This window comes from Cellulomonas sp. 73-92 (assembly GCF_001898175.1).
Classification (GTDB): domain Bacteria; phylum Actinomycetota; class Actinomycetes; order Actinomycetales; family Cellulomonadaceae; genus Cellulomonas.
This window is the reverse complement of the sequence record NZ_MKTH01000018.1, coordinates 169,567-190,793: the sequence shown is the minus strand read 5'-3', so window position 1 is coordinate 190,793 and position 21,227 is coordinate 169,567. Positions and strand designations below refer to the sequence as shown.

At 71.6% G+C, this 21,227-nt stretch carries 21 protein-coding genes, 1 other RNA gene and 1 pseudogene; 18 read left to right on the top strand and 5 right to left on the bottom strand.

Annotated features, from left to right (window positions below; translation table 11 throughout):
- Positions 1–1,572, bottom strand: coding sequence for a DEAD/DEAH box helicase (locus BGO37_RS13650; protein ID WP_291755688.1), 1,572 nt, complete (start codon positions 1,570–1,572; stop codon positions 1–3).
- 276 nt (positions 1,573–1,848) lie between these two features.
- On the opposite strand from BGO37_RS13650, the gene prfB reads away from it, so the two are divergent.
- The 8 genes from prfB (at position 1,849) to BGO37_RS13610 (ending at position 10,399) form a co-directional block, all read left to right on the top strand.
- Positions 1,849–2,961 carry a peptide chain release factor 2 gene (prfB, locus tag BGO37_RS13645; RefSeq protein ID WP_291755687.1) on the top strand — a complete coding sequence of 371 codons (1,113 nt, stop codon included), beginning with the start codon at positions 1,849–1,851 and terminating at the stop codon, positions 2,959–2,961.
- A gap of 197 nt (positions 2,962–3,158) precedes the next feature.
- Entirely contained in the window at positions 3,159–3,848 is a 690-nt protein-coding gene (gene ftsE / locus BGO37_RS13640; RefSeq protein WP_291755685.1) for a cell division ATP-binding protein FtsE, read from the top strand.
- Positions 3,849–3,852: 4 nt separating this feature from the next.
- Positions 3,853–4,770 carry a permease-like cell division protein FtsX gene (ftsX, locus tag BGO37_RS13635; protein WP_291755684.1) on the top strand — a complete coding sequence of 306 codons (918 nt, stop codon included), beginning with the start codon at positions 3,853–3,855 and terminating at the stop codon, positions 4,768–4,770.
- 1 nt (position 4,771) lies between these two features.
- Positions 4,772–6,073, top strand: coding sequence for a M23 family metallopeptidase (locus BGO37_RS13630; protein ID WP_291755682.1), 1,302 nt, complete (start codon positions 4,772–4,774; stop codon positions 6,071–6,073).
- Positions 6,074–6,138: 65 nt separating this feature from the next.
- Positions 6,139–6,771, top strand: a complete 633-nt coding sequence (locus tag BGO37_RS13625) for a maleylpyruvate isomerase N-terminal domain-containing protein (RefSeq protein WP_291755680.1) — start codon at positions 6,139–6,141, stop codon at positions 6,769–6,771.
- Between the two features lie 95 nt (positions 6,772–6,866).
- The gene (smpB, locus tag BGO37_RS13620) at positions 6,867–7,337 is read left to right on the top strand and encodes an SsrA-binding protein SmpB (protein ID WP_291755679.1); all 471 of its coding nucleotides are present in this window, start codon (positions 6,867–6,869) and stop codon (positions 7,335–7,337) included.
- 17 nt (positions 7,338–7,354) lie between these two features.
- The gene (locus tag BGO37_RS13615) at positions 7,355–9,289 is read left to right on the top strand and encodes a DUF2207 domain-containing protein (protein WP_291755677.1); all 1,935 of its coding nucleotides are present in this window, start codon (positions 7,355–7,357) and stop codon (positions 9,287–9,289) included.
- 51 nt (positions 9,290–9,340) lie between these two features.
- A complete protein-coding gene (locus BGO37_RS13610) occupies positions 9,341–10,399 on the top strand; it encodes an ATP-dependent DNA ligase (RefSeq protein ID WP_291755676.1) in 1,059 nt (352 codons plus the stop codon).
- 4 nt (positions 10,400–10,403) lie between these two features.
- Here the strand turns inward: BGO37_RS13610 and BGO37_RS13605 are convergent, their stop codons facing one another.
- Both BGO37_RS13605 and BGO37_RS13600 read right to left on the bottom strand, forming a co-directional pair.
- Positions 10,404–11,162: an ABC transporter permease gene (locus BGO37_RS13605; RefSeq protein ID WP_291755675.1), complete on the bottom strand. Its 759-nt coding sequence runs from the start codon at positions 11,160–11,162 to the stop codon at positions 10,404–10,406.
- Positions 11,159–11,935: an ABC transporter ATP-binding protein gene (locus BGO37_RS13600; RefSeq protein ID WP_291755673.1), complete on the bottom strand. Its 777-nt coding sequence runs from the start codon at positions 11,933–11,935 to the stop codon at positions 11,159–11,161. The genes BGO37_RS13605 and BGO37_RS13600 overlap by 4 nt, the downstream gene beginning before the upstream one ends.
- A gap of 98 nt (positions 11,936–12,033) precedes the next feature.
- Here BGO37_RS13600 and BGO37_RS13595 point away from each other — a divergent pair, with 98 nt between their 5' ends.
- The 3 genes from BGO37_RS13595 (at position 12,034) to ssrA (ending at position 15,004) form a co-directional block, all read left to right on the top strand.
- Positions 12,034–12,798 (top strand): TetR/AcrR family transcriptional regulator, encoded by a 765-nt coding sequence (locus BGO37_RS13595; protein ID WP_291755671.1) that lies wholly within the window; start codon positions 12,034–12,036, stop codon positions 12,796–12,798.
- A 104-nt stretch (positions 12,799–12,902) separates the two neighbouring features.
- Entirely contained in the window at positions 12,903–14,561 is a 1,659-nt protein-coding gene (locus BGO37_RS13590) for a trypsin-like peptidase domain-containing protein (protein ID WP_291755669.1), read from the top strand.
- Positions 14,562–14,637: 76 nt separating this feature from the next.
- Positions 14,638–15,004: a transfer-messenger RNA gene (gene ssrA / locus BGO37_RS13585) on the top strand.
- A gap of 193 nt (positions 15,005–15,197) precedes the next feature.
- Here the strand turns inward: ssrA and BGO37_RS13580 are convergent.
- Positions 15,198–15,605: a hypothetical protein gene (locus tag BGO37_RS13580; RefSeq protein WP_291755668.1), complete on the bottom strand. Its 408-nt coding sequence runs from the start codon at positions 15,603–15,605 to the stop codon at positions 15,198–15,200.
- Here BGO37_RS13580 and BGO37_RS13575 point away from each other — a divergent pair.
- The 4 genes and pseudogenes from BGO37_RS13575 to BGO37_RS17870 all read left to right on the top strand — a co-directional run.
- Complete coding sequence (locus BGO37_RS13575) at positions 15,592–16,554, top strand: site-specific integrase (RefSeq protein WP_291755667.1); 963 nt, start codon at positions 15,592–15,594, stop codon at positions 16,552–16,554. The two genes, BGO37_RS13580 and BGO37_RS13575, sit on opposite strands and share 14 nt — an antisense overlap.
- A 40-nt stretch (positions 16,555–16,594) precedes the next feature.
- On the top strand, positions 16,595–17,221 hold the full coding sequence (locus BGO37_RS13570) for a type IV toxin-antitoxin system AbiEi family antitoxin (protein ID WP_291755665.1): 627 nt from the start codon (positions 16,595–16,597) through the stop codon (positions 17,219–17,221).
- Positions 17,218–17,976, top strand: coding sequence for a nucleotidyl transferase AbiEii/AbiGii toxin family protein (locus tag BGO37_RS13565; RefSeq protein ID WP_291755663.1), 759 nt, complete (start codon positions 17,218–17,220; stop codon positions 17,974–17,976). Before BGO37_RS13570 ends, BGO37_RS13565 begins: the two co-directional genes overlap by 4 nt.
- 58 nt (positions 17,977–18,034) lie before the next feature.
- Positions 18,035–18,169: pseudogene (locus BGO37_RS17870) on the top strand (helix-turn-helix domain-containing protein); the annotation flags it as partial.
- Positions 18,170–18,298: 129 nt separating this feature from the next.
- Here BGO37_RS17870 and BGO37_RS13560 read toward each other — a convergent pair.
- Positions 18,299–18,586: a helix-turn-helix domain-containing protein gene (locus tag BGO37_RS13560; RefSeq protein WP_291755662.1), complete on the bottom strand. Its 288-nt coding sequence runs from the start codon at positions 18,584–18,586 to the stop codon at positions 18,299–18,301.
- A gap of 101 nt (positions 18,587–18,687) precedes the next feature.
- On the opposite strand from BGO37_RS13560, the gene BGO37_RS13555 reads away from it, so the two are divergent.
- From BGO37_RS13555 to BGO37_RS13550, 3 genes are all read left to right on the top strand, one after another.
- Positions 18,688–18,936 carry a hypothetical protein gene (locus tag BGO37_RS13555; RefSeq protein WP_291755660.1) on the top strand — a complete coding sequence of 83 codons (249 nt, stop codon included), beginning with the start codon at positions 18,688–18,690 and terminating at the stop codon, positions 18,934–18,936.
- A gap of 665 nt (positions 18,937–19,601) precedes the next feature.
- Positions 19,602–20,165 carry a 7-cyano-7-deazaguanine synthase gene (locus BGO37_RS17865; RefSeq protein WP_367188113.1) on the top strand — a complete coding sequence of 188 codons (564 nt, stop codon included), beginning with the start codon at positions 19,602–19,604 and terminating at the stop codon, positions 20,163–20,165.
- Positions 20,122–21,183 (top strand): hypothetical protein, encoded by a 1,062-nt coding sequence (locus BGO37_RS13550; RefSeq protein ID WP_291755658.1) that lies wholly within the window; start codon positions 20,122–20,124, stop codon positions 21,181–21,183. The genes BGO37_RS17865 and BGO37_RS13550 overlap by 44 nt, the downstream gene beginning before the upstream one ends.
- Positions 21,184–21,227: the final 44 nt, after the last annotated feature.

Below are 21,227 nucleotides of genomic sequence, written 5' to 3'. Positions count from 1 at the left end.
TCAGGCCCGCCACGACCGCTCGGTGAGCGTGGCCGGCGTCCCGGCCGGCGCCGACGAACGACGCGGGTGCCGGCGCGGCGACGGCTGCCCGGCGGCCGCCGCCACCGGGCGCCCGGGGGCCGACGAGGCCGTCTGACCGCTCGCCGCCAGACGTCGGGGGCCGGTGGTCACGGGCGCCGCCGCGCGAGCGGGAGAGCGGGTGCCGGCGGGCCGGCCGGACGCCTGGGCGCGCCCTGCGGCGGACGCCTGCGAGCGCGGGGCGCCGGAGGCTTGGGCGCGCGGGGCACCGGACGCCGGTCGGACGGCCGAGGCGGCCCCACGCCCGCCACCACGGCGAGGCGAGCCGGCGCCGGGCTCCCGGACAGCTGCGGGCGCCACCGCGGCCACGAACGGCACGGCCCGCCGCGGGGCGGGTGCGCCGGCGAGCGCGCCCACCGTGGCGTCACCGGGCACGACGGCCCGCGGCTGGACGGCGATCTTCGCGGCGCGCGTCATGGCCCGCACGTCGGCGCGCTGCTCGGGCAGCACGAGGGTGACGACGACGCCCTCGGCGCCGGCGCGGGCGGTGCGGCCGGAGCGGTGCAGGTACGCCTTGTGCTCGGTGGGCGGGTCGACGTGCACGACGAGCTCGACGTCGTCGACGTGGATGCCGCGCGCGGCGATGTCGGTCGCGACGAGCACGGTGGCGTCGCCCGAGCCGAAGGCCGCGAGGTTGCGCTCGCGGGCCGACTGGCCGAGGTTGCCGTGCAGCTCGACCGCGGCGATGCCCTCGGAGACGAGCTGCTTGGTGAGCTTCTTCGCCTGGTGCTTCGTGCGGAGGAAGAGCATGCGCCGGCCGGTGCCCCCGGCCAGCTGACGCACCACGTCCTGCTTCGCGGCCAGGTTGGCGACCTCGAGCACGTGGTGCGTCATCTGCGCCACGGGCGACTCCGCGGAGTCGACCGAGTGGTGCACCGGGTTGCTCAGGTAGCGGCGGACCAGGACGTCCACCCCGTTGTCGAGCGTGGCCGAGAACAGCATCCGCTGGCCGCCGGCCGGGGTGCGGTCGAGGATCCGGCGCACCCCCGGGAGGAACCCGAGGTCGGCCATGTGGTCGGCCTCGTCGAGCACGGTGACGGCGACCTGGTCGAGCGTGAGCACCTTCTGGTTGAGAAGGTCCTCGAGCCGGCCGGGGCACGCCACGACGATGTCGACGCCCGCGTCGAGGGCGGTCACCTGCCGCGACTGCGAGACGCCGCCGAAGATCGTCGTCGTCCGCAGCCCCGCGGCGGCCGCGAGCGGGGCGAGCGTCGCGTCGATCTGGTTGGCGAGCTCGCGCGTCGGGCACAGCACGAGCCCGCGCGGCCGGCGCGACCGGGCACGGCCTGACGACGAGCCGGCGAGCCGCACGACGAGCGGCAGGGCGAACGCGAGCGTCTTGCCGGAGCCGGTGCGGCCGCGGCCGAGCACGTCGCGGCCGGCTAGCGAGTCGGGCAGCGTGGCGGTCTGGATCGGGAAGGGGGAGGAGATGCCCTGCTCCGCGAGGCACGCGGCAAGAGAGCTGGGCACGCCGAGATCGGCGAAGGTGGTCATGGGAAGCCTTTCGGGCGCCGCGCGCCGGGGGCCGCGGCAGGTCGGGTGCCGCGGGTCGCGGCTGCGGGGGTCGTGGGTCCGCCGCGCGAGCGACCGGGCCGGTGTCGTCGGCGGCCGCGGGATGCGGCCGTACCAGGACGACGGAAGGGGCTCGGGGAGTTCTCCACGACGCGGGGCGCGCACAGCGACGCCCTCAAGGCCTTAGGGTCTCACACTTCCGCCCCGACCTGGCCGCACGGCGGCTCGGCCGGACGTCGCCCGGTACCCTGGACGGTCGTGGCCACCACCGACTTCCCCGCCGAGATCCGCGATCTGCGCAGCACGCTGGAGTCCATCCGCGCGGTGAGCGACCCCACGGTGCTCAAGGCCAAGATCGCCGACCTCTCGGAGCAGGCCTCCGTCCCGGACCTGTGGGACGACCCCGAGCACGCGCAGCAGGTGACGAGCGCGCTGTCCGTGACGCAGGCCGAGCTGGACCGCGTCGACAAGCTCGGGGCCCGGATCGACGACCTCGGGGCGCTCGTGGAGCTGGCGTCCGAGGAGGACGACGCCGACACGCTCGCCGAGGCCGAGGCCGAGCTGGTCGCGATCAGGAAGGACCTGGGCGAGCTCGAGGTCCGGACGCTGCTCAACGGCGAGTACGACCAGCGCGAGGCCGTCGTCACGATCCGGTCCGGCGCGGGCGGCGTCGACGCGGCGGACTTCGCCGAGATGCTGCTGCGGATGTACCTGCGCTGGGCCGAGCGCCACGGCTACCCGACGAAGGTGCTCGACACCTCCTACGCCGAGGAGGCCGGCATCAAGTCGGCGACCTTCGAGGTCAAGGTCCCGTACGCCTACGGGAACCTCTCGGTGGAGGCGGGCACGCACCGGCTCGTCCGGATCTCGCCCTTCGACAACCAGGGTCGCCGCCAGACGAGCTTCGCGGCCGTCGAGGTGATCCCGCTCATCGAGCAGACCGACCACATCGACGTCCCCGAGACGGACATCCGCATCGACGTGTTCCGCTCGTCGGGGCCCGGCGGACAGTCCGTCAACACGACCGACTCCGCCGTCCGGATCACGCACCTGCCGACCGGGCTCGTCGTGTCGATGCAGGACGAGAAGAGCCAGATCCAGAACCGCGCCGCCGCGATGCGCGTGCTCCAGTCCCGCCTCCTGGTGCTGCGCCAGCAGCAGGAGAACGCGACGAAGAAGGAGCTGGCCGGCGACATCAAGGCCAGCTGGGGCGACCAGATGCGCTCCTACGTGCTGCACCCGTACCAGATGGTCAAGGACCTGCGGACCGAGCACGAGGTCGGCAACCCGGCCGCCGTGTTCGACGGCGACATCGACGGCTTCCTCGAGGCCGGCATCCGCTGGCGCCGCTCCGCGGCCGCCCACAGCTGACCCTGACCGGGCATTTCGGGCGACTCGGACACCCGTCCACCTCGGCCGCGATTCACAGGCGTGCCGTGCGGCGTGTCCTCCCCGGGCTCGCGGAGACCCGTTCGTAGCCTCGAACCGGCCCGCGATGCGTGGGCCGGCCCGGCGACCCCGGGTCGCGGCAGGTCCCAGAGCGGGCCGACGAGGTCCGACGAGGTCACGTGATCCGGTTCGAGAACGTCACCAAGGTCTACGCGCGGGGCGCCCGCCCCGCGCTCGACCGGGTGAGCCTGGACGTCGAGCGCGGCGAGTTCGTGTTCCTCGTCGGTGCGTCCGGCTCCGGCAAGTCCACCTTCTTGCGGCTCGTGCTGCGCGAGGAGCGCGCCAGCGCCGGGCGGGTGTGGGTGGCCGGCAAGGAGCTCGGCACGCTGTCGAGCTGGAAGGTGCCGCACATGCGACGCCGGATCGGCGCGGTGTTCCAGGACTTCCGCCTGCTGCCCACCAAGACCGTGTTCGAGAACGTCGCCTTCGCGCTGCAGGTGATCGGCAAGCCGCGGCACCACATCCTCACCACCGTGCCGGACGTGCTGGAGATGGTCGGCCTGGCGGGCAAGGAGAAGCGGCGCCCGCACGAGCTCTCGGGCGGTGAGCAGCAGCGCGTCGCGATCGCGCGCGCCTTCGTCAACCGCCCCGACATCCTCCTGGCCGACGAGCCCACCGGGAACCTCGACCCGACGACGAGCCTGGGCATCATGCGGCTGCTCGACCGCATCAACCGCACCGGCACCACCGTGGTGATGGCCACGCACGACGACGAGATCGTCGACCAGATGCGCAAGCGGGTGGTCGAGCTCGACACCGGCTCGCTGGTGCGCGACCAGTCGCGCGGCGTCTACGGATCGGACCGGTGACGCGATGAGGCTCCGGTTCATCTTCAGCGAGATCGGCATCGGCCTGCGCCGCAACCTGTCGATGACGATCTCGGTCATCCTCGTCACCTTCGTCTCGCTGACCTTCGTCGGCGTCGCCTCCCTGCTGCAGACGCAGATCGGGAAGATGAAGGACGACTGGTACGGCAAGGTCGAGGTCGCGGCCTACCTGTGCCCGTCGCACTCCACGGCGCCCACGTGCGCCGCCGGCGAGGTCACGCCCGACCAGATGACGAAGATCAAGGCCGCGCTCGAGCAGCCCGAGGTCGCCCCCTACATCCAGCAGCCCATCTACTTCGAGTCGAAGCAGGACGCGTACGCCTCGTTCGAGAAGCGGTTCGCCGGCGACTTCATGGCCAGCCTGGCGACCGTCGACGACATGCAGGCCTCGTTCCGGATCAAGCTCGCCGACCCGACGAAGTACCAGGTGGTCGCCGACGTGCTGTCCGGCGTGCAGGGCGTGGAGCAGGTGCAGGACCAGCGCCAGCTGTTCGACCGGATGTTCCTCATCATGGACCGCGCCACGCTGCTGTCCGGCGGGCTGGCGGCCGTGATGCTGCTCGCGGCGATCCTGCTCATCACGACGACCATCCGGCTCTCCGCGTTGTCCCGCCGGCGCGAGACCGGCATCATGCGGCTCGTCGGCGCATCGAACCTGTTCATCGAGCTGCCGTTCATGCTCGAGGGCGCGATCGCGGCGACGATCGGCGCCGCGCTGGCGGTCGGCGCGCTGTGGGCGGGCGTGAAGTACCTCGTCGTCGACTGGCTCGGCTCGTCGGTGCAGTGGATCCCGTACGTCACCACCGCGGACCTCACGCGGCTCGCGCCGCTGCTCGTCGTCATCGGCATCCTGCTGGCGGCGATCTCGTCGGTGGTGACCCTCAACCGGTACACGAGGGTGTGACATGAGACGTGCCTCCCGCCTCGCCGCGGCCGTCGCGGCGGCCACCGCCCTCGCCGTGGGCGGCCTGACGGCGCCCGCCGCGGCGGACGACCTGTCCCACAAGCGCTCGCAGCTGGAGTCGCAGGCCGCCGCGAACAAGCAGCAGCAGCAGGCGCTGCAGGCCTCGATCGAGGACATGTCGGGCCAGCTCGCCCAGACCCAGTCGGACCTGGTGGCGATCCAGGGCCAGATCCAGGTGGCGCAGCAGAAGCTCGACGACGCGACCGCCGCGCTCGCCACGGCGCAGCGCGAGCAGCAGCAGATCGCCGACCAGCTGACCGACGCGCAGAACCAGCAGACCCAGATCGCCCAGCAGATCACCGACGGCCAGGCCCAGCAGGCGCAGCTGCGCGACGCGATCGGCGCGATGGCGCGCGAGGCCTACCGCGCCGGCGGCGACGTCTCCGGCATCTCCACGGTGCTGGCGGCGCAGAGCACGGACGACTTCGTCAACACGTACACGATGCTCGCGGCCGCCCAGCGGGCCCAGGCCGGCGTCTTCAGCCGCATCACGGAGCTGCAGGCGGAGGCGCGCAACCAGGCCGCCCGCATGGAGTCGGTGAAGCAGAAGATCGACGAGCTGAAGCTGGCCGCCGACCAGAAGGTCGCCGACGCGAACCAGGCGACGAAGGACGCGGCCGACGCCAAGGCCCAGGTGCAGAGCCTCCAGCAGCAGGCGCAGGCCAAGCAGGCCTCGCTGCAGAGCCAGATCACCGTGGCCCAGCAGCAGGACGCCGCGCTGCAGGCCTCCACGGCGCAGATCGAGACGGACCTCAAGGCGGTCATCGCCGAGCAGGCGCGGCAGGCCGCGCTGCAGAAGTCGTCGGCCCGGCCGGGCCAGGCGCTGCCGGGGGCGTGGTTCGCCAACCCGACGGCGAACACCCCGATCTACGTCACCAGCGAGTTCGGCTGGCGGCTCCAACCCGTGCTCGGCATCTACCGGCTGCACGCCGGCATCGACCTCATGGACCACTGCGGCCAGGCGGTGTACGCAGGCCGGGACGGCACGGTCGTCTGGGCGAAGTACCTCTACGGCTACGGCAACCAGGTGATGCTCGACCACGGCTGGGTCAACGGCACCTCGCTCATGTCGAGCTACAGCCACATGACGCGGTACGTCGTGTCCGCCGGGCAGCGCGTCTCGGCCGGCCAGGTGATCGGGTACGCCGGCATGACGGGCGGCGACTCCACCGGCTGCCACCTGCACTTCGAGGTCCACATCAACGGCTCGCCGGTCAACCCGCGGCCCTACCTCGGCATCTAGGGGAGCGGCAGAATCCTCCGGGGACGACGAGGGCTACGGGGACGACGGGGACGAGGGGGCAGGCCATGACGCCGGTGCGCGCGGTGTTCGTCGAGGCGGCGACGATCGGGCTCGAGCTCGTCGGGCGGCCCGAGGTGGCCCAGCGCTGGGGCGACCCGAGTGCCCTGGAGGACATGACCGTCGGCGCCCTGGCCGCGCACCTGGCGCGCCAGGTGACCCGGGTGCCCGAGGTGCTGTCCTTCCCGGTGCCCGACGAGCGACCGGTGACCCTCGTCGAGCACTACCTGCGCTCCGCGTGGGCGAACGGCGACGAGGCCGCCAACGCGAGCATCCGCGTGCGGGCGGCCACGGAGGCGGTGGAGGGCCCCAAGGACGTCCTCGCCCGGGCCCTCGAGGCGCTGGGGACCGCCCGCGCGGAGCTGCCGGCGGAGCCGGTCGACCGCCGCGTCCGGCCGCCGTGGCTCACGTGGAACCTCTCGCTCGAGGACTACCTGCGCAGCCGGATGCTCGAGATCGTCGTGCACAGCGACGACCTCGCGGTGAGCGTCGCCCTCGAACCCCCGGAGTGGCCGGAGGAGGTGGTCGCGCCGGTGCTCGGCCTGCTCACCACGCTCGCGGTGCGCAAGCACGGCGTGGCGGCGGTGCTGCGCACGCTCGCCCGTGCGGAGCGTGCGCCGGGGTCGATCGCCGCGATCTGAGCACGGACTATCCCGCTGACCTTGGCCGTCGCGGCGTATAGGCTCGCTCGTCGGCCACGTGGTGGCCACCCATCGGCACGCGGCAAGGAGGCGAGATGGCCAAGCAGACCGGGCGGCGTCTCGTCGCCCAGAACCGCAAGGCACGGCACGACTACCTCATCGAGGACGTGTTCGAGGCCGGCCTGGTGCTCATGGGGACCGAGGTGAAGGCGCTCCGCGACGGGCATGCCAACCTCACCGACTCGTGGTGCGAGATCGAGGGGGGCGAGGCGTGGCTGCACGGCATGCAGATCCCGGTCTACGCGATGGGCACGTGGACCAACCACACGCCGCGGCGCAAGCGCAAGCTGCTGCTGCACCGCGACGAGATCGCACGCCTCGAGCAGCGCAGCCACGACAAGGGTCAGACGATCGTGCCGCTGGCGCTGTACTTCCTCGACGGGCGGGCGAAGGTGGAGATCGCGCTGGCGCGCGGCAAGAAGGAGTGGGACAAGCGGCAGACGCTGCGCGAGCGGCAGGACACGCTCGAGACGCAGCGCGCGATCCGCGAGCGGCGCGACCGGTGAACCCGATCGGGTCATCCGTGCCGACCCGTTCCAGCTCCGCTCTCCTCGAGCACGGCCGCGCGCGCCGAGCGCGGCGGTCGGGGTCCTGGGCTCGGGTTGCCGCGTTCGCGGCGGGGGTCGCGGCCCTGGTGCTCGGACCGGCGGGGGTTGCCGCGGCCGCCGCGCCCGGCGCGGTCGGCGACCAGACCGCGGGGCGCGAGATCACGCGGTACGACGTCACCGCCGCCGTCGATGCCTCCGGCGTCGCGCGGGTGACGGTCGACTTCGACTTCGACTTCGGCAACAACCCCGGGCACGGCCCTTACCTGTCGCTCGTCACGCGGCAGCGGTACGACGACAGCCGCGACCGCCTGTACCGGTACTCGGACATCACGGCCTCGAGCCCGTCGGGCGCCCCGGCCCAGGTCAACCGCCAGGACGACCCGTCCGCGATCGTGCTGAAGATCGGCGACCCGCGCGACGGCGGCATCTCCGGGACGCAGCACTACGTGGTGAGCTACACGGTCGACGGCTGGGTCAACCCCGCCAACGCCCAGCACAGCGGGGACGAGCTGAACTGGAACGTCATCGGCAGCGGCTGGACCGTGCCGCTGTCGCGGCTGTCGCTCACGCTGACCGGCCCGGCGCCGGCGCACGACGCGGTGTGCTTCGCCGGCCCGACCGGGTCGACGACACCGTGCACCTCGGTCGCGGTGGCCGGCACCGGGGCGCACTTCGCGCAGGACGCGCTGGCGGTGGGCGACCAGTGGACGGCCGTCACGGGCTGGCCGGGCGGCACGTTCCGCACCGCGCCGATCCTCGGCCCCCGGTTCTCCGCCACGGCGCCCCTCAATCCCGCCGGCGTCGGCGGCGGCGCGGCGGCCGTGGTGCTGCTCGGGGGCGTCGGGCTCGCGGCGGTGCGCGTGCGGCGGGTCGGCCGTGACCAGGAGTACCTCGGCCTGACGCCCGGCCTGCGTCCCGCCGACGGGCAAGGTGGCCTCGTCGGGCCGCGCCGCCGCGCGGCGGTCTCGGTCCAGTTCGCCCCGCCGGACGGCACGCGCCCGGGGGAGATCGGCACGCTCGTCGACGAGCAGGCCGACCCGGTGGACGTCACCGCGACGCTCGTCGACCTCGCGGTGCGCGGCTACCTGCGCATCGAGGAGGTGCCGCGCAGCAACCCGGGCAAGAAGCCGAAGGACTGGACCCTGGTGCGGCTCAAGGCGTCGGACGGCGAGCTCCTGGAGTTCGAGGGCACGCTGCTCGACCGGCTGTTCGCGGGCCGCGAGACGGTCACCCTCTCCGAGCTGAAGACGACCTTCGCCTCCTCGATGGCCGCCGTGCAGACCGGCCTCTACCGGCACGTCACCGAGCGTGGCTGGTTCCGTGCCAACCCGAGGACGGTGCGCGCCGGGTGGCGGGCGGCGGGGATCGCCCTGGTGGTCGTCGGGGGTGTCGTCACCGCGATCGTGCTGAAGGCACAGGTGCAGGCACGCGGCGTGGCCCTGATCGGTGTGGCGGTCGCCGTCGTCGGGCTCGTCGTCGCCGCGCTGGCCAAGGCCGCGCCGGCGCGCACGCCCGACGGCACCGCCGTCCTCGCCCAGACCCTCGGCTTCCGTCGGTACCTGGCGACGGCCGAGGCGAACCAGCTGCGGTTCGAGGAGGGGCAGGACATCTTCAGCCGATACCTGCCCTACGCGATCGTGTTCGGCCTGGCCGACCGGTGGGCCCGCGTCTTCGCCGAGGTCGCCGCGTCCGGGCGCGCCGTGGCGCAGCCCGGCTGGTACGTCGGCTACTACAACCCCGTGCCCGGGCTGTTCTGGGGGCAGGCGTTCGCCGGCTCGATGGAGCGGTTCTCGTCGGTCGCGACGGAGTCGCTCTCCGCGCCCACGCCCGGCTCGTCCGGTGGTTCGGGGTTCGGCGGCGGCGGCTTCTCCGGCGGCGGCGTCGGCGGCGGGGGCGGCGGCGGCTGGTAGGCCGCGGGCGCACGACGAGCGGGCGGCGGCGCCGGCGGTGAGGATGGGCCCGTGCACCTGCCCGTGATGCCGCCCGTCGACCCCATGCTGGCCAAGGTCGCCCCGCAGATCCCGCCCGGACTGCTGTACGAGCCGAAGTGGGACGGGTTCCGCACCGTCGTCTTCCGCGACGGCGACGAGGTGGAGCTGGGTTCGCGCAACACCAAGCCGATGCAGCGCTACTTCCCCGACGTGGTGGCCGCGGTGCTGGCGGACCTGCCCGAGCGCTGCGTCGTGGACGGCGAGATCGTCGTGCCCTCCGCCGACGGCACCCACCTGGACTTCGAGGCGCTGCTCCAGCGGATCCACCCGGCGGCCTCCCGCGTGACGCTGCTGGCCGGGCAGACGCCGGCGAAGCTGGTGCTCTGGGACCTGCTGGCGGTGGGGGACGACGACCTGCGGGGCCTGCCGCTGGCCGAGCGGCGGTCGCGGCTCGAGGCGGTCGTCGGGACCTCGTCGGGCGCGGTGACCGTCACCCCGCAGACCGGCGACCTGGCCACCGCGCAGCGCTGGTTCTCCCAGTTCGAGGGCGCCGGGCTCGACGGCGTCGTCGCCAAGGACCCGGCGAGCACCTACCAGGCGGGCAAGCGAGTCATGACCAAGGTCAAGCACCAGCGGACCGCGGACTGCGTGGTCGCCGGCTACCGGCTGCACACCTCCGGCCCGGACGCCGTCGGCTCGCTCCTGCTGGGCCTGTACACGGACGACGGCGTGCTGGCCTCGGTCGGGGTGGCGGGCGCGTTCACCATGGCCCGCCGCCGCGAGCTGCTCGAGGAGCTCGCCCCCCTGGTCACGACGCTCGAGGGCCACCCCTGGGGGGCCCTGGCCACCGGCCGCACCCCGCGCGAGGCGGAGCACAGCCGGTGGGCGGCCAACCGGGACCTCTCGTTCGTGCCGCTGCGGCCGGAGCGGGTCGTCGAGGTCGGCTACGACCACCTCGAGGGCGACCGCTTCCGGCACGTCACGCAGCTGCTGCGCTGGCGGCCGGACCGCGACCCGCTCTCCTGCCGGTACGACCAGCTCGACGAGCCCGTCAGCTACGACCTCGCCGAGGTCTTGTCCGTGCGGTAGCCGGCTACGCCCGCTTGCGCAGGGACCATGTGGCGACCGCGATGGACGCCACGCACCACACGGCCAGCACGATCGTCGACCGCGTCGGCATGGTGAACGTGTCGCTCACCAGGGTGGCGCGCATCGCGTCGGCCATCGGCTGCACCGGCAGCCACTGGTGGGCCTGCGCCAGCCAGCCCGGCAGCCGAGAGGCCGGGAAGCTCACCGGGGAGAACAGGAGCACGACGAAGACGAGCACCTGCGACACGAGCTGGGCCACCTGCGGCGGCAGCAGGCAGGCGATCGCGTAGCCGACGCACGCCGCGGTGAGCGAGACGACGATCGCCGCGACCGGGAGCCACGGGCTCAGCGACAGGTGGACGTGGAACTTCAGCGCGCCGGAGACCACGCCGAGCACCATGCCGGGCAGCGCGATGAGGGTCCACAGCGCCAGGTCGGCGCCGAGGAACACGGGCCGCGGTACGGGCAGGGTGCGCATCCAGTCGAGGCTGCCCTCGGTGCGCGCCTGCGCCACCATCTGCGGCGTCATGACCAGCCCCACCATGACGAGCGTGACGGTCGAGGCGCCCGTGGCCAGGTACAACGCCTGCTCGGGCGGGGGAGTACCCACCAGCAGCCCGTACCCCAGCACGGTCGTCATGGCCAGCAGGATCTGGACGACGACGAGCAGCGGCAGGAACCGCGACATCCGCCGGAACTGCCACTGCAGCAGCAGGCCGGCCTGCCGGGCCACCGGCGCCGGGTGGATGGCCAGGGCGCTCATGCGACGTTCTCCTCTGCGTTCTCGCTGCCGTGCTCGCCGGAACCGACCAGGTCGATGTACACGTCCTCCAGGCCCTCGCTGCCGTAGAAGCCGACGAGCCCGGCCGGCGTCTCGTCGGCCAGCACGTGGCCGTGGTCGAGGATCGTGACGCGGTCGACGACGGTCTCCGCCTCCCGCACGTTGTGCGTGACGAGCAGCACGGCCGCGCCCTCGTCGGCGATCCGCCGGATCTCGGTCCACAGCAGGCGGCGGCGCACCGGGTCGACGTCGTTGGTGGGCTCGTCGAGCACGACGAGCGCGCCGGGCGCCACCGCGGCCATCGCGAAGGCGGTGAGGCGGGCGACGCCGCCGGACACCTTCTCCGCGGTGACGTCGGCCCACGGGCCGAGGTCGAGGGCGTCGAGCAGGTGCTCGGTCCGCCGGCGGACGTCGGCCCGGCCGCCGCCACGCAGGCGGCCGACGAGGTCGATGGCGCGCCGCGGGGTCAGGCCGGTGATGGGCACGTTCGCCTGCGCCTGGACCGACGCGAGGCGCCGCGCCTCCTCGGGCCGTGCGACGGCGTCGAAGCCGCCGAGGGTGATCGAGCCCTCGTCGGGCAGCACCAGGCCGACGACCTGGTTGACCAGCGTCGTCTTGCCGGCGCCGTTGTGGCCGAGCAGCCCGACCACCTGGCCCGCGCCGATGCGCAGGTCGACCCCGTCATTCGCCTGCACGCCCTTCGGCGGTGTGCCGTAGCGCTTGCGCAGGCCCTCGATCACGAGGACGTCGTCCATCGTTCACCTCTCATCCGTACCGGTTGGTATCGGCGAGAACCTAGAACATACCAATGGGTATTGACAAGGGGATACCGACCGGGATGTACCATCTGGTCATGGCAGCCGAGAACGACGACGTCCGCTCCGCCTCGCGGGCCCTGCGGGACGCGGCGGCCGCCTTCAGCCGCGCGCTGGGGCAGACGGTGGCCGAGGCGAGCGTCGTGGCCGGACGCGAGCTGGCCGACGAGCTGCGGCAGGCGACCAAGGACCTCAACGACGCCGCCGTGCGGCTGGGCGTCGACCCCACCGAGACCCGCCGGAGCCCGAAGGCCGAGCGCACGCGCGCGGACCTCCTCGACGCCGCGCGCCGCGTCTTCGCCGAGAAGGGCTACGAGGGCGCGTCCGTCGGGGACGTGGCCGCGGCCGCGGGCTACACGAAGGGCGCCGTCTACGCGAACTTCGGCTCCAAGGAAGAGCTGTTCCTCGAGCTGGCGAAGGAGCTGACCGGCCTCGATGCGGCGTTCGCCCAGCCCGTCCCCGGGGAGGACGTGCGAACGGCGTTCGGGGCGCACGCGGCGTCCGACGAGTCGGTGCGCGGGACGCTGCTGGGGCTGGAGCTCTACCTCTACGCCATCCGGCATGCCGAGGCACGTGCCGACCTGTCGCCGCTCGTCGTGCAGGCGTACGACGGACTTGCCGCCCTGGTGCACCGCGCGCAGTCTGGAGACGACGGTCTCCAGCCGACGCGCAGGGAGCGCGACACGATGCTCGGGCTCGTCGCGGTGCACACGTTCGGGGCGGTCCTCGCGCCCCTGCTGCCGGACCCCGACGACGCGCGAGGCGCCGTGACGCGCCTCGTCGACCGGCTGCTGGCCGACTGACGGTCTCTTCTGGTCCTCACAGGAACGGTCCAGCACTCTTCCTGGCACGGGGTCTGTCATAGATCTCGTCGGCGTCAGGGTGACGTCGGCGAGGAGGTGCAGAGATGTCCGAGCAGCAGCCGCAGCACGAGCCGTGGACCCAGCCACCGGCTGATGGCGCGCAGGGCGCTCAGCCGTACACCGGGCCCGCGCGCCAGGTGCCGCCGCAGCAGCACCCCGGCCAGCAGCCGTCCCCGGCGCAGCCGAACCCGGGCCAGCAGCCGTACCCGACGCAGCAGGTCCCCGGCCAGCAGCCGTACCCGGGGCAGCAGGCGTACCCCGGCCAGCAGGGCTACCCCGGGCAGCAGCCGTACGCCCAGCCCTACGCCTGGCAGCAGCACCCGTACGCCGCCCAGCCCTACCGCGAGCCGCCCCGGATGTACGGCGCGATGCCCTACTACCCGCTGCCCGACCAGCCGATCGGGGCGATCGCGATCGACCCCCGCCGCCGGCACGTGCGGCGGCTCGCCATCAGCGTCGGAGCCGCGGCCGTGCTGGCCGTCACCCTCGCGGTGGGCGTGGCGTTCGGCGTCGGGCCGACGAGGGAGACGTCGGCGTTCAGCGGGAACAACGGCTCGTCGTCCTCCGCGGGGCAGGTGCCGGGCGGATCGACGGGTTCGGGCGGTTCGTCGTCCACGAACCCGGGCGGGTCCGCGGGCTCGGGCGGCTCGTCGTCCGCCAACCCGAACGCCGTCCCCAACTTCGGCGGCGACGGTGACGGGGACCGCTTCGGCAACGGCGCGGGCTCGTCGGGCAGCGGGGCGGCCGCCGGCGCGGTCGCCGCCACCGCCGCGCAGCAGAAGGGCGTGGTCACGATCGACTCCCAGCTCGCCTACCAGGGCGCGTCGTCGGCCGGCACCGGCATGATCCTGTCCGCCGACGGCCTGGTGCTGACGAACAACCACGTCATCGACGGCGCCACCGCGATCCAGGTGACCGACGAGTCCACCGGCCAGCAGTACACGGCCACGGTCGTCGGCACCGACCCGACCGCGGACGTCGCGCTGCTGCAGCTCAAGGGCGCGAGCGGGCTCACCCCGATCACGCTGGACAAGAACGGCGTCACCACCGGCACCAGCATCACGGCGATCGGGAACGCCGAGGGCACGGGCAACCTCGTCGCCGCGGCCGGGTCGGTGACCAACACCAACCAGACGATGACCGCGCAGACGGAGCTCGGCGGCAGCGCCGAGACCCTCAGCGGGCTCATCGAGTTCCAGGCGGCGGTCGTCTCCGGCGACTCCGGCGGCCCGGTGCTCGACTCCCAGGGCGAGGTCGTCGGCATGACGACGGCCGCCTCCAACGGCATGGGCCTGACGGACGCCTACGCCATCACCATCGACAGCGCGCTGACGGTGGTCCACGAGATCCAGGCCGGCGACACCGCGAACGGCACCATCACCCTCGGCTACCCCGCCTTCCTCGGGGTCTCGCTGTCGACGCCGCGCAGCCAGGCCGCAGGCGGCTCCGGCACGGGCAGCGGCACGACGAGCGGGGCGACCATCGCCGGCGTCGTCACCGGGACCCCGGCGGCCTCGGCGGGCCTGGCGGCCGGTGACACGATCACCGCGGTCGACGGCAAGGCCGTCACCTCGGCCGACGGCCTCTCGAGCGCCCTCGGCGCCCACAAGCCGGGCGACCGCGTGACGATCACCTGGGTGTCCGGCACCACGGGCACCACCCACTCCGCGACCGTCACCCTGGTGGCGGGCCCGGCGAACTGAGGAATGCCGTGGGCGCCCCACCGGTTGGCACGTAGACTGGTGGGGCGCCTGCGGGCGTGCGTTGACAACTGAACATGGGGGTGATCGGTTTCGACGGTGGTCGTCGAGCCAGGAGAAGCGGGCCGAGGATGCACGGTTATCTCGTTAACGATCCGCGCAAACCCATAGGTGCCAATAACAACAGCACCGACTTCGCCCTCGCCGCCTGAGCGAGCTGCGTAGTCCGCCAGCCCGGGGTCGCTCTCGACCCGGTAGCTGACGTCATCTAGAGAGCCACTGCTCGTATCCCTCGTCATCGGGGATCCGGGGACTTTTAGGTGACTGAGCCCGTCCACGACTTGTCTGCGTGATCGTGGGGGCCGAGAAAATCACAGCAGAATGCGCCCGGAGAAGCCCTGGTTCCCCGTCATCGGACGCGGGTTCGATTCCCGCCACCTCCACCATGTCTGACCTGCGAGGTCATCCCTCGCTGCGCTGATTTCGTTGACACGGAACGCTGTTCTGTTGACACGTTGCGCCGTGTGGGGTGACTCTCAGGCCCGTGGCGTCCCTTCGTGAGCGCCGTCGGGCGGACGGTTCCACCGCGTACGCGGTGCTGTGGCGCGACCCTCGCACGGGCCGCCAGTCGTCTATGACCTACTCGTCGAAGAACGAGGCGCGCGTCGCGCTGGAATTGCTCGAGGCGGCGCACGGCGAGGCAAAGGATGCTGCGCGGATTGCGGCGTCGGTTTCGTCGCGCGACGAGGGCGCATTGTCCATGCCGAGATCGACGAAGCGATCGACGAATCGGTCACCGGCGGCCGGCGTGCGATCGACAAGCGGGTCAACTCTGGCCGGCGTGCGATCGACAAGCGGGTCAACTCTGGCCGGCGTGCGATCGACAGTCGGATCACCGGTCGCCACCGCGAGATCGACGCCGGGATCGACAGACGGATCTCGGATGCCCGTCTGGCAGCCAGTGGCGGGACTGGAGCGCGATTCGCCTGTCCCCTCGTCGTTGGCCCCCTTCGGCCCGACGATCGCGGCGCTGGTGCGCGAGCACATCGACCTTCTGACGGGGATCGGGCCGAACGCCCGCGCGTCCTACGGGCGCTACCTCAAGCACCACATCGGCCCGCTGCTCGGCACGGCGCCGGTGAGCTCGATCGGCTACCGCGAGGTCGCCGGCTTCATCCGCGGGCTGTCGGCCAAGGGGCTGTCGCCCAAGACAATCGCCAACATCCACGGGCTGCTGTCGGCGTCGATGACGACGGCGGTGCGGCTCGGCTACCGGCCCGATAACCCCTGCGTCGGCGTCTCGCTCCCGAAGTCCCAGCTGACCCACGACGAGATGACGGTGCTGACGCGCGACGAGTTTGCACTGCTGCTGAGCAAGGTCGCGCCGTTCTACCAGCCGTTCGTGCTCACGCTCGTCGCCACCGGCCTGCGCTTCGGCGAGGCGACGGCGCTGACGGCGTCGGACGTCGACGTGTCCACACGACCCGCGACCATCCGCGTCACGAAGGCGTGGAAGCGTGATGAGGACTCGCGGTACTACGTCGGGCCGCCGAAGACGAAGCGGGCTCGTCGGACCGTCTCGCTGCCCGACGATCTCGTCGACGTGCTGCTGCCGCTGCTGGCCGCCAAGCGGCCCGACGAGCTCCTGTTCACCAACACGACGGGGCAGTGGCTCTCGTCGTCCCGCTTCTGGACCTCGACGTGGACGCCGGCGCTCGACGCCGCGTGCCACCCGGTGAGGCCTGACGGCACGCCGGACCCGGATGTGCCGCGTTTGACGAAGCGCCCGCGCGTGCACGACCTGCGGCACACGCATGCGTCATGGATGCTCGCGGCCGGCACCGACCTGTTCGTGCTGCAGCGCCGCCTGGGCCACGAGTCGATCACGACGACGACCGAGACGTACGCGCACCTGATGCCCGACCAGCAGAAGGCCGCCGCCGCCGCGGCCGCGAAGGCGCTCAGCGGGCTGGTCCCGCGAGCGCCAGGGCGATAACACTATGCAAAGTTTAGTTGTGCTGACTAAACTCTGCATAGTGAACGATGAACGCGAAGTCCAGCGGCTCATCACGCGCGCTCCGATGCGGACCGTGCGCGCGACCGACCTCGCACACATCTACGCCTACCCCGGGCCGCAGCTCGCGATCCTCGAGCGGCGTGGCGTGGTCCTGCGGCTCGCGTACGGCTTCTACTGCGCGGTCCCCGCGGAATTCGTCGGTGGCACGTGGCGGCCGACGATCGAGGCGGCGACCGCCGCGGTGGCGACGGCGATGTACGGCGACCGCGTTCCGGTGCTCACCGGGCTGACCGCCGCGCGCGTGCACCGTGCGATGCCCCGCGCCATCGGCGTCGGCTACGTGGCCGTGCCGACCCAGCGCCGCCCATTGCGTCTGGCCGGCCGCGACGGGGAGATCCGGTTCGTCATGCGAGCGGTCGGCGCGCTGGACGCCGTCGCCGTGGCTACCGACCTCGGACAGGCGCTGGCGACGACGCCCGAACAGACGGTCCTCGACCTGGCTCGCCTGGACCCGCGTGGGGAGGACCTCGACGCGAGGGAGGCGATCGATGCCCTCTGGCCATTGTGCGATCCGAGCAGGCTCGATGAGATCGCGGGCCGGCAGCGGATGAAGGCGACCTACGCGCGCGTGGCGGCCGGCCGGTGAGCTTCAGTCGGTACGACGAGTTCGAGGCCGTCGCCGAGCGGTTCGGCGTCGACATCGAACAGGTCCGACGCGACCATCTGCTCTCGCACATCCTCGCGGCGATCTCGGATGGCGTCTCGACGGACGATGTCGTGTTCTTCGGGGGGACAGCGCTGTCACGCACCTATCTCGCGGACGCGCGACTCAGCGAGGACATCGATCTGATCGCCCTCGCGCCACGCGCCCGGGTCGCAACCGGGATCGAGACCGCCGTCGCGCATGGTCTGGCTCGGTCCCATGGGCGCGTCTCCTGGCGCCCAGCGCTGTCTGCGACGTCGGGCAGCCAGCCGGCGACACTGTCGGTCGAGGGTGTGGACGGCATCCAGGTCCAGCTGGTCGCCGGTGACGGCTACACCTGGCCCACCGAGGTCCGCGACGTCGAGCAGCGCTACAGCGACGCGTGGCCGGCCAGGCTCCGGACGCTGACTGCCCCCGGCTTCGCGGCCGCCAAGCTGGCCGCGTGGATCGATCGGCGCGCACCACGCGATCTCTACGACCAGTGGGCCTTGAGCGAGCGCGGCCTCATCGACGATGCGGCGCTCGACGTGTTCGTCCACCATGGGCCGACGGGCAAGCCCCCGGCGGGGTGGGTGTTCGCGACCGGTCCCGACGAACAGACGTGGCGGCACGCACTCGGCCACCAGACCCGGCTCACCGTCACCGCGGCCGACGCGCTGGCAGCCGTGCGGGCAACCTGGCTGTCGGCTTCTGTGTAGCACGGGTACTCGCCGGACATATTGAGTCGTATTGGCGACTATTCATGGCGTGAGCGAGATGACGACGGCTGAAGCCTCGGAGCGACTTGGCGTGTCGCAGCGGCAGGTCCAGCGTCTGATCCGAGCGGGCGAAGTGCCGGCTCGCCGGACAGCCGGGGACGCATGGGTGCTCGATGCGCTGGCCGTGAACGCGCTGGCCAGGTCGCGGCCCTCGCGTGGGCGGCCATGGTCGACCGAGATCGCGTGGGGCGCCCTGTGGATGCTCTCCGGGCGTGAGGCGCCCTGGCTGGATGCTCTCCCTCGACTGCACGGACGCGGTGTGTCAGAAGAGGCCGTCCGCTTCCACTCGCCGCGGCCTGAGGTGGGCGCGCACCGAGCGGTCGGTCGCCCCGAGCGGCGTCAGGTCCACCGGCTCGGGCTGCGTCTCGTGCTCGCGCACGGTGGCGCGGCGGATGAGCGCGTCGACGTGCTCTGGCAGGAATCGGATGCGGCCGCGGCCGAGGCGCAGGTGCGGGATGCGCCCGCGGCGTGCCTGCTCGCGGACCCACCATGGCGACGCCCCGATCGCCGTCGCGACCTCCTCGGGGCTCAGGGTTTCCACCTTGTCCATCGTGAACCCTCCTGTTCGTCGTCTGCTGGTGTGCGTCGCTCGGCGGGCGGTGTGACGTCGACGGGGAGATCCGTGGATCGCGCGTGGATCGGTCGGGACCTGTGGGCAGCTCGCGCAGCGCGGTCGAACCGCTGGCGCGCGCCTTGCCGGCTGATGCCCAGCGCGCCGCCGATCTGACCCCAGCTGGCGCCGTCGACGCGCAGGTGCACGACGGCACTGCGGATCTGGTCGTCGTACCCGACGACGACTCGCCGTGCCTCGTCGCGCACCGCGGCGAACTCGGCGAGGGCGCGGAGTCCCGCCTGAAGCGCACGCACATCTGCGAACGTGGTCTCGGCACCTTGCGCTGACTCTGGGCGATACGGAGCGAAAAGCCGCGCCTCGACTTGCTGTGCGACGTTCGACGGTGTCGTCATCGGAGCGGTGCCCGCCGACCTGGTGTACGACGAGCGCTTGACGACCTTCCGTGGCCGGTAGCGACGCGGCGCCTTGCCCATGGTGGTCCCCTCCCGCCCACCGGCGTGACTGAGCGGCTCGAGCGACGAGATGCCGACGCCGCGGCTGATGGCGACTCCGGCAGGGGAGCGACCGTCTACGACGCGACCGTCTCCGACGGTTCGCGACCGGCGGCGAGCGATCGCTTCCCTGCCAACAGGTATGCAGCGGCCGACGAACACGCGACGCCCCCCGCACCTCGCCTCGCCATCACCCCCGCATCCCGCCCGGCATCCCCGGCACCCTCACCATCTCGACGTCCCTCCCACACCGTCATCGCCCCAAGCCCCCTCCCGACAACCCAGCTTGCCCCATCGCCCTCATCCACATCGGGACGCCTCTGGCATTCGCCGAAACCGAAGTTGTCGGGACTCCTGGGTGTGGGTCCCCTTGGGATGGTGAAAGGCCGGCCACCGAGGTCCCCGAGCGGAGCGCGGCAGCTCTGGGCGGTCCTGAGGTACTGCGAGGGAAGGGACACGTTGTGAAACGTGCCTGCTGCGCCGGCATCGGTGGCATTCTCATGACCGTGGTGGTTGGGGGCGAACCTTGCACGGTGCTTCTGAGCGGCGGCATCGACAGCGCAGTGGTTGCGGCACTGCTCCTCGAGGGGGGCTGGAGGGCGAGTGCGCTGTGGATCGACATAGGCCAACCGGCCGCGACCAGCGAGCGTGCAGCAAGCGTTGAAATCGCCGAATACCTGGGCATTGTCTGGAGACCGTGCTCGGCTCGCGGGATCCAAGTGCCAGCGTCTGGCGAGATACCCGGCAGGAACGACCTCTTGGTGGGTATCGGGATGGCGGCTGCCCCTCGCGAATCCGTGGCGATTGGCATCCACGCGGGTACGCCGTACTCCGACAACTCGCCGGGATGGCTAAGCGCTTGGAACGCTTTGGCCGATACGCAGTACGGGGGGTCGGCTCGGCTTCTTGCACCGTTGGTCGAGATGTACAAGACCGATGTCATTGGACTCGCTCGCGATTTGTCCATCCCGCTCGCGATAACATACAGCTGCGAGGCGTCGAACCGCCCATGCGGGGTATGTGCGTCATGTCAAGATCGAGCGGGGGCAGGCATTGACAACTAGGACGCTCCCGCTCACGAACCCCGGCCTGCGCACGCCAGTTCTCATTCCTTCGATCTCGAGCAAGGGGTTCCCGCTGCTGGAGAATGGGGAGTCTGAGACTGCAAATGTGCTTCGTCTTGTCGCGCCGCAGCTGACCCATTCGCTCTTGATCTCGGCCTACGACATACACCACCGCAGACTCCCGGACGTCGATCTTCTACTCAACGGCCAGCACCACGAGAGCATTTACTCGTATCCCGACCTTCTTGTTGTCGATAGTGGCGGATACGAGTTGTCAGACGTTTATGAGAGCGGGGAGGTGGGGAGGGGGCCGCGCGAGGTGTTGCCGTTCACACGAGAGCAGCACTCCCAGATCCTCGAGCTGCTGCCAAGTGACCGCGATATTCTGGCGGTGACGTACGACGATCAACGCAAGCTGCGGCCTTCATATGACGAACAGGTTCAGTCCGCGCGAAGCATGGCGACCGATTATCCGCGCCTTCTGATCGACTTCCTCGTGAAACCCGCCCAGTCCGCCCAATACATCAACATCGACAAGTTGACACCCGCCCTGCCCGACGCGCGTCAGTTTGCAGTGATCGGATTCACAGAGAAGGAACTGGGGCAGACAATTCTTGATCGCCTTGTGAGTTTGGCGAAGATCAGGAGGCGCCTCGACGAGTCGGGTCTTTCGGCGCTTCCGATTCATGTCTTTGGCGGGCTCGATCCGTTGATGACCACGCTCTACTTCATGTGCGGCGCAGAGGTCTTTGACGGCCTCAGCTGGTTGCGTTATGCGTACGTCGATGGGTTGGCGATTCATGAAGCGGAGCTCGCAATTCTTGCGAACGCGATAGAAGACAGGGCCGATCGTCGAGACGCGAGGCGGCACCTGACCAACTTGGCGTATCTGCGCGACTTTCAGCATCGGCTGGAGCGGTGGGCAGCGGAACCGCGGCGGTACGAACTTCTCGGTGCGCACCACGAGCGCCTGCGTGAAATCTACGAACTGGTGCGCGCCAGGGAAGGGGGCACGTAATGGGTGGCAGCGGCGGCTCGTCATACCCAACCTCACCCGATCGG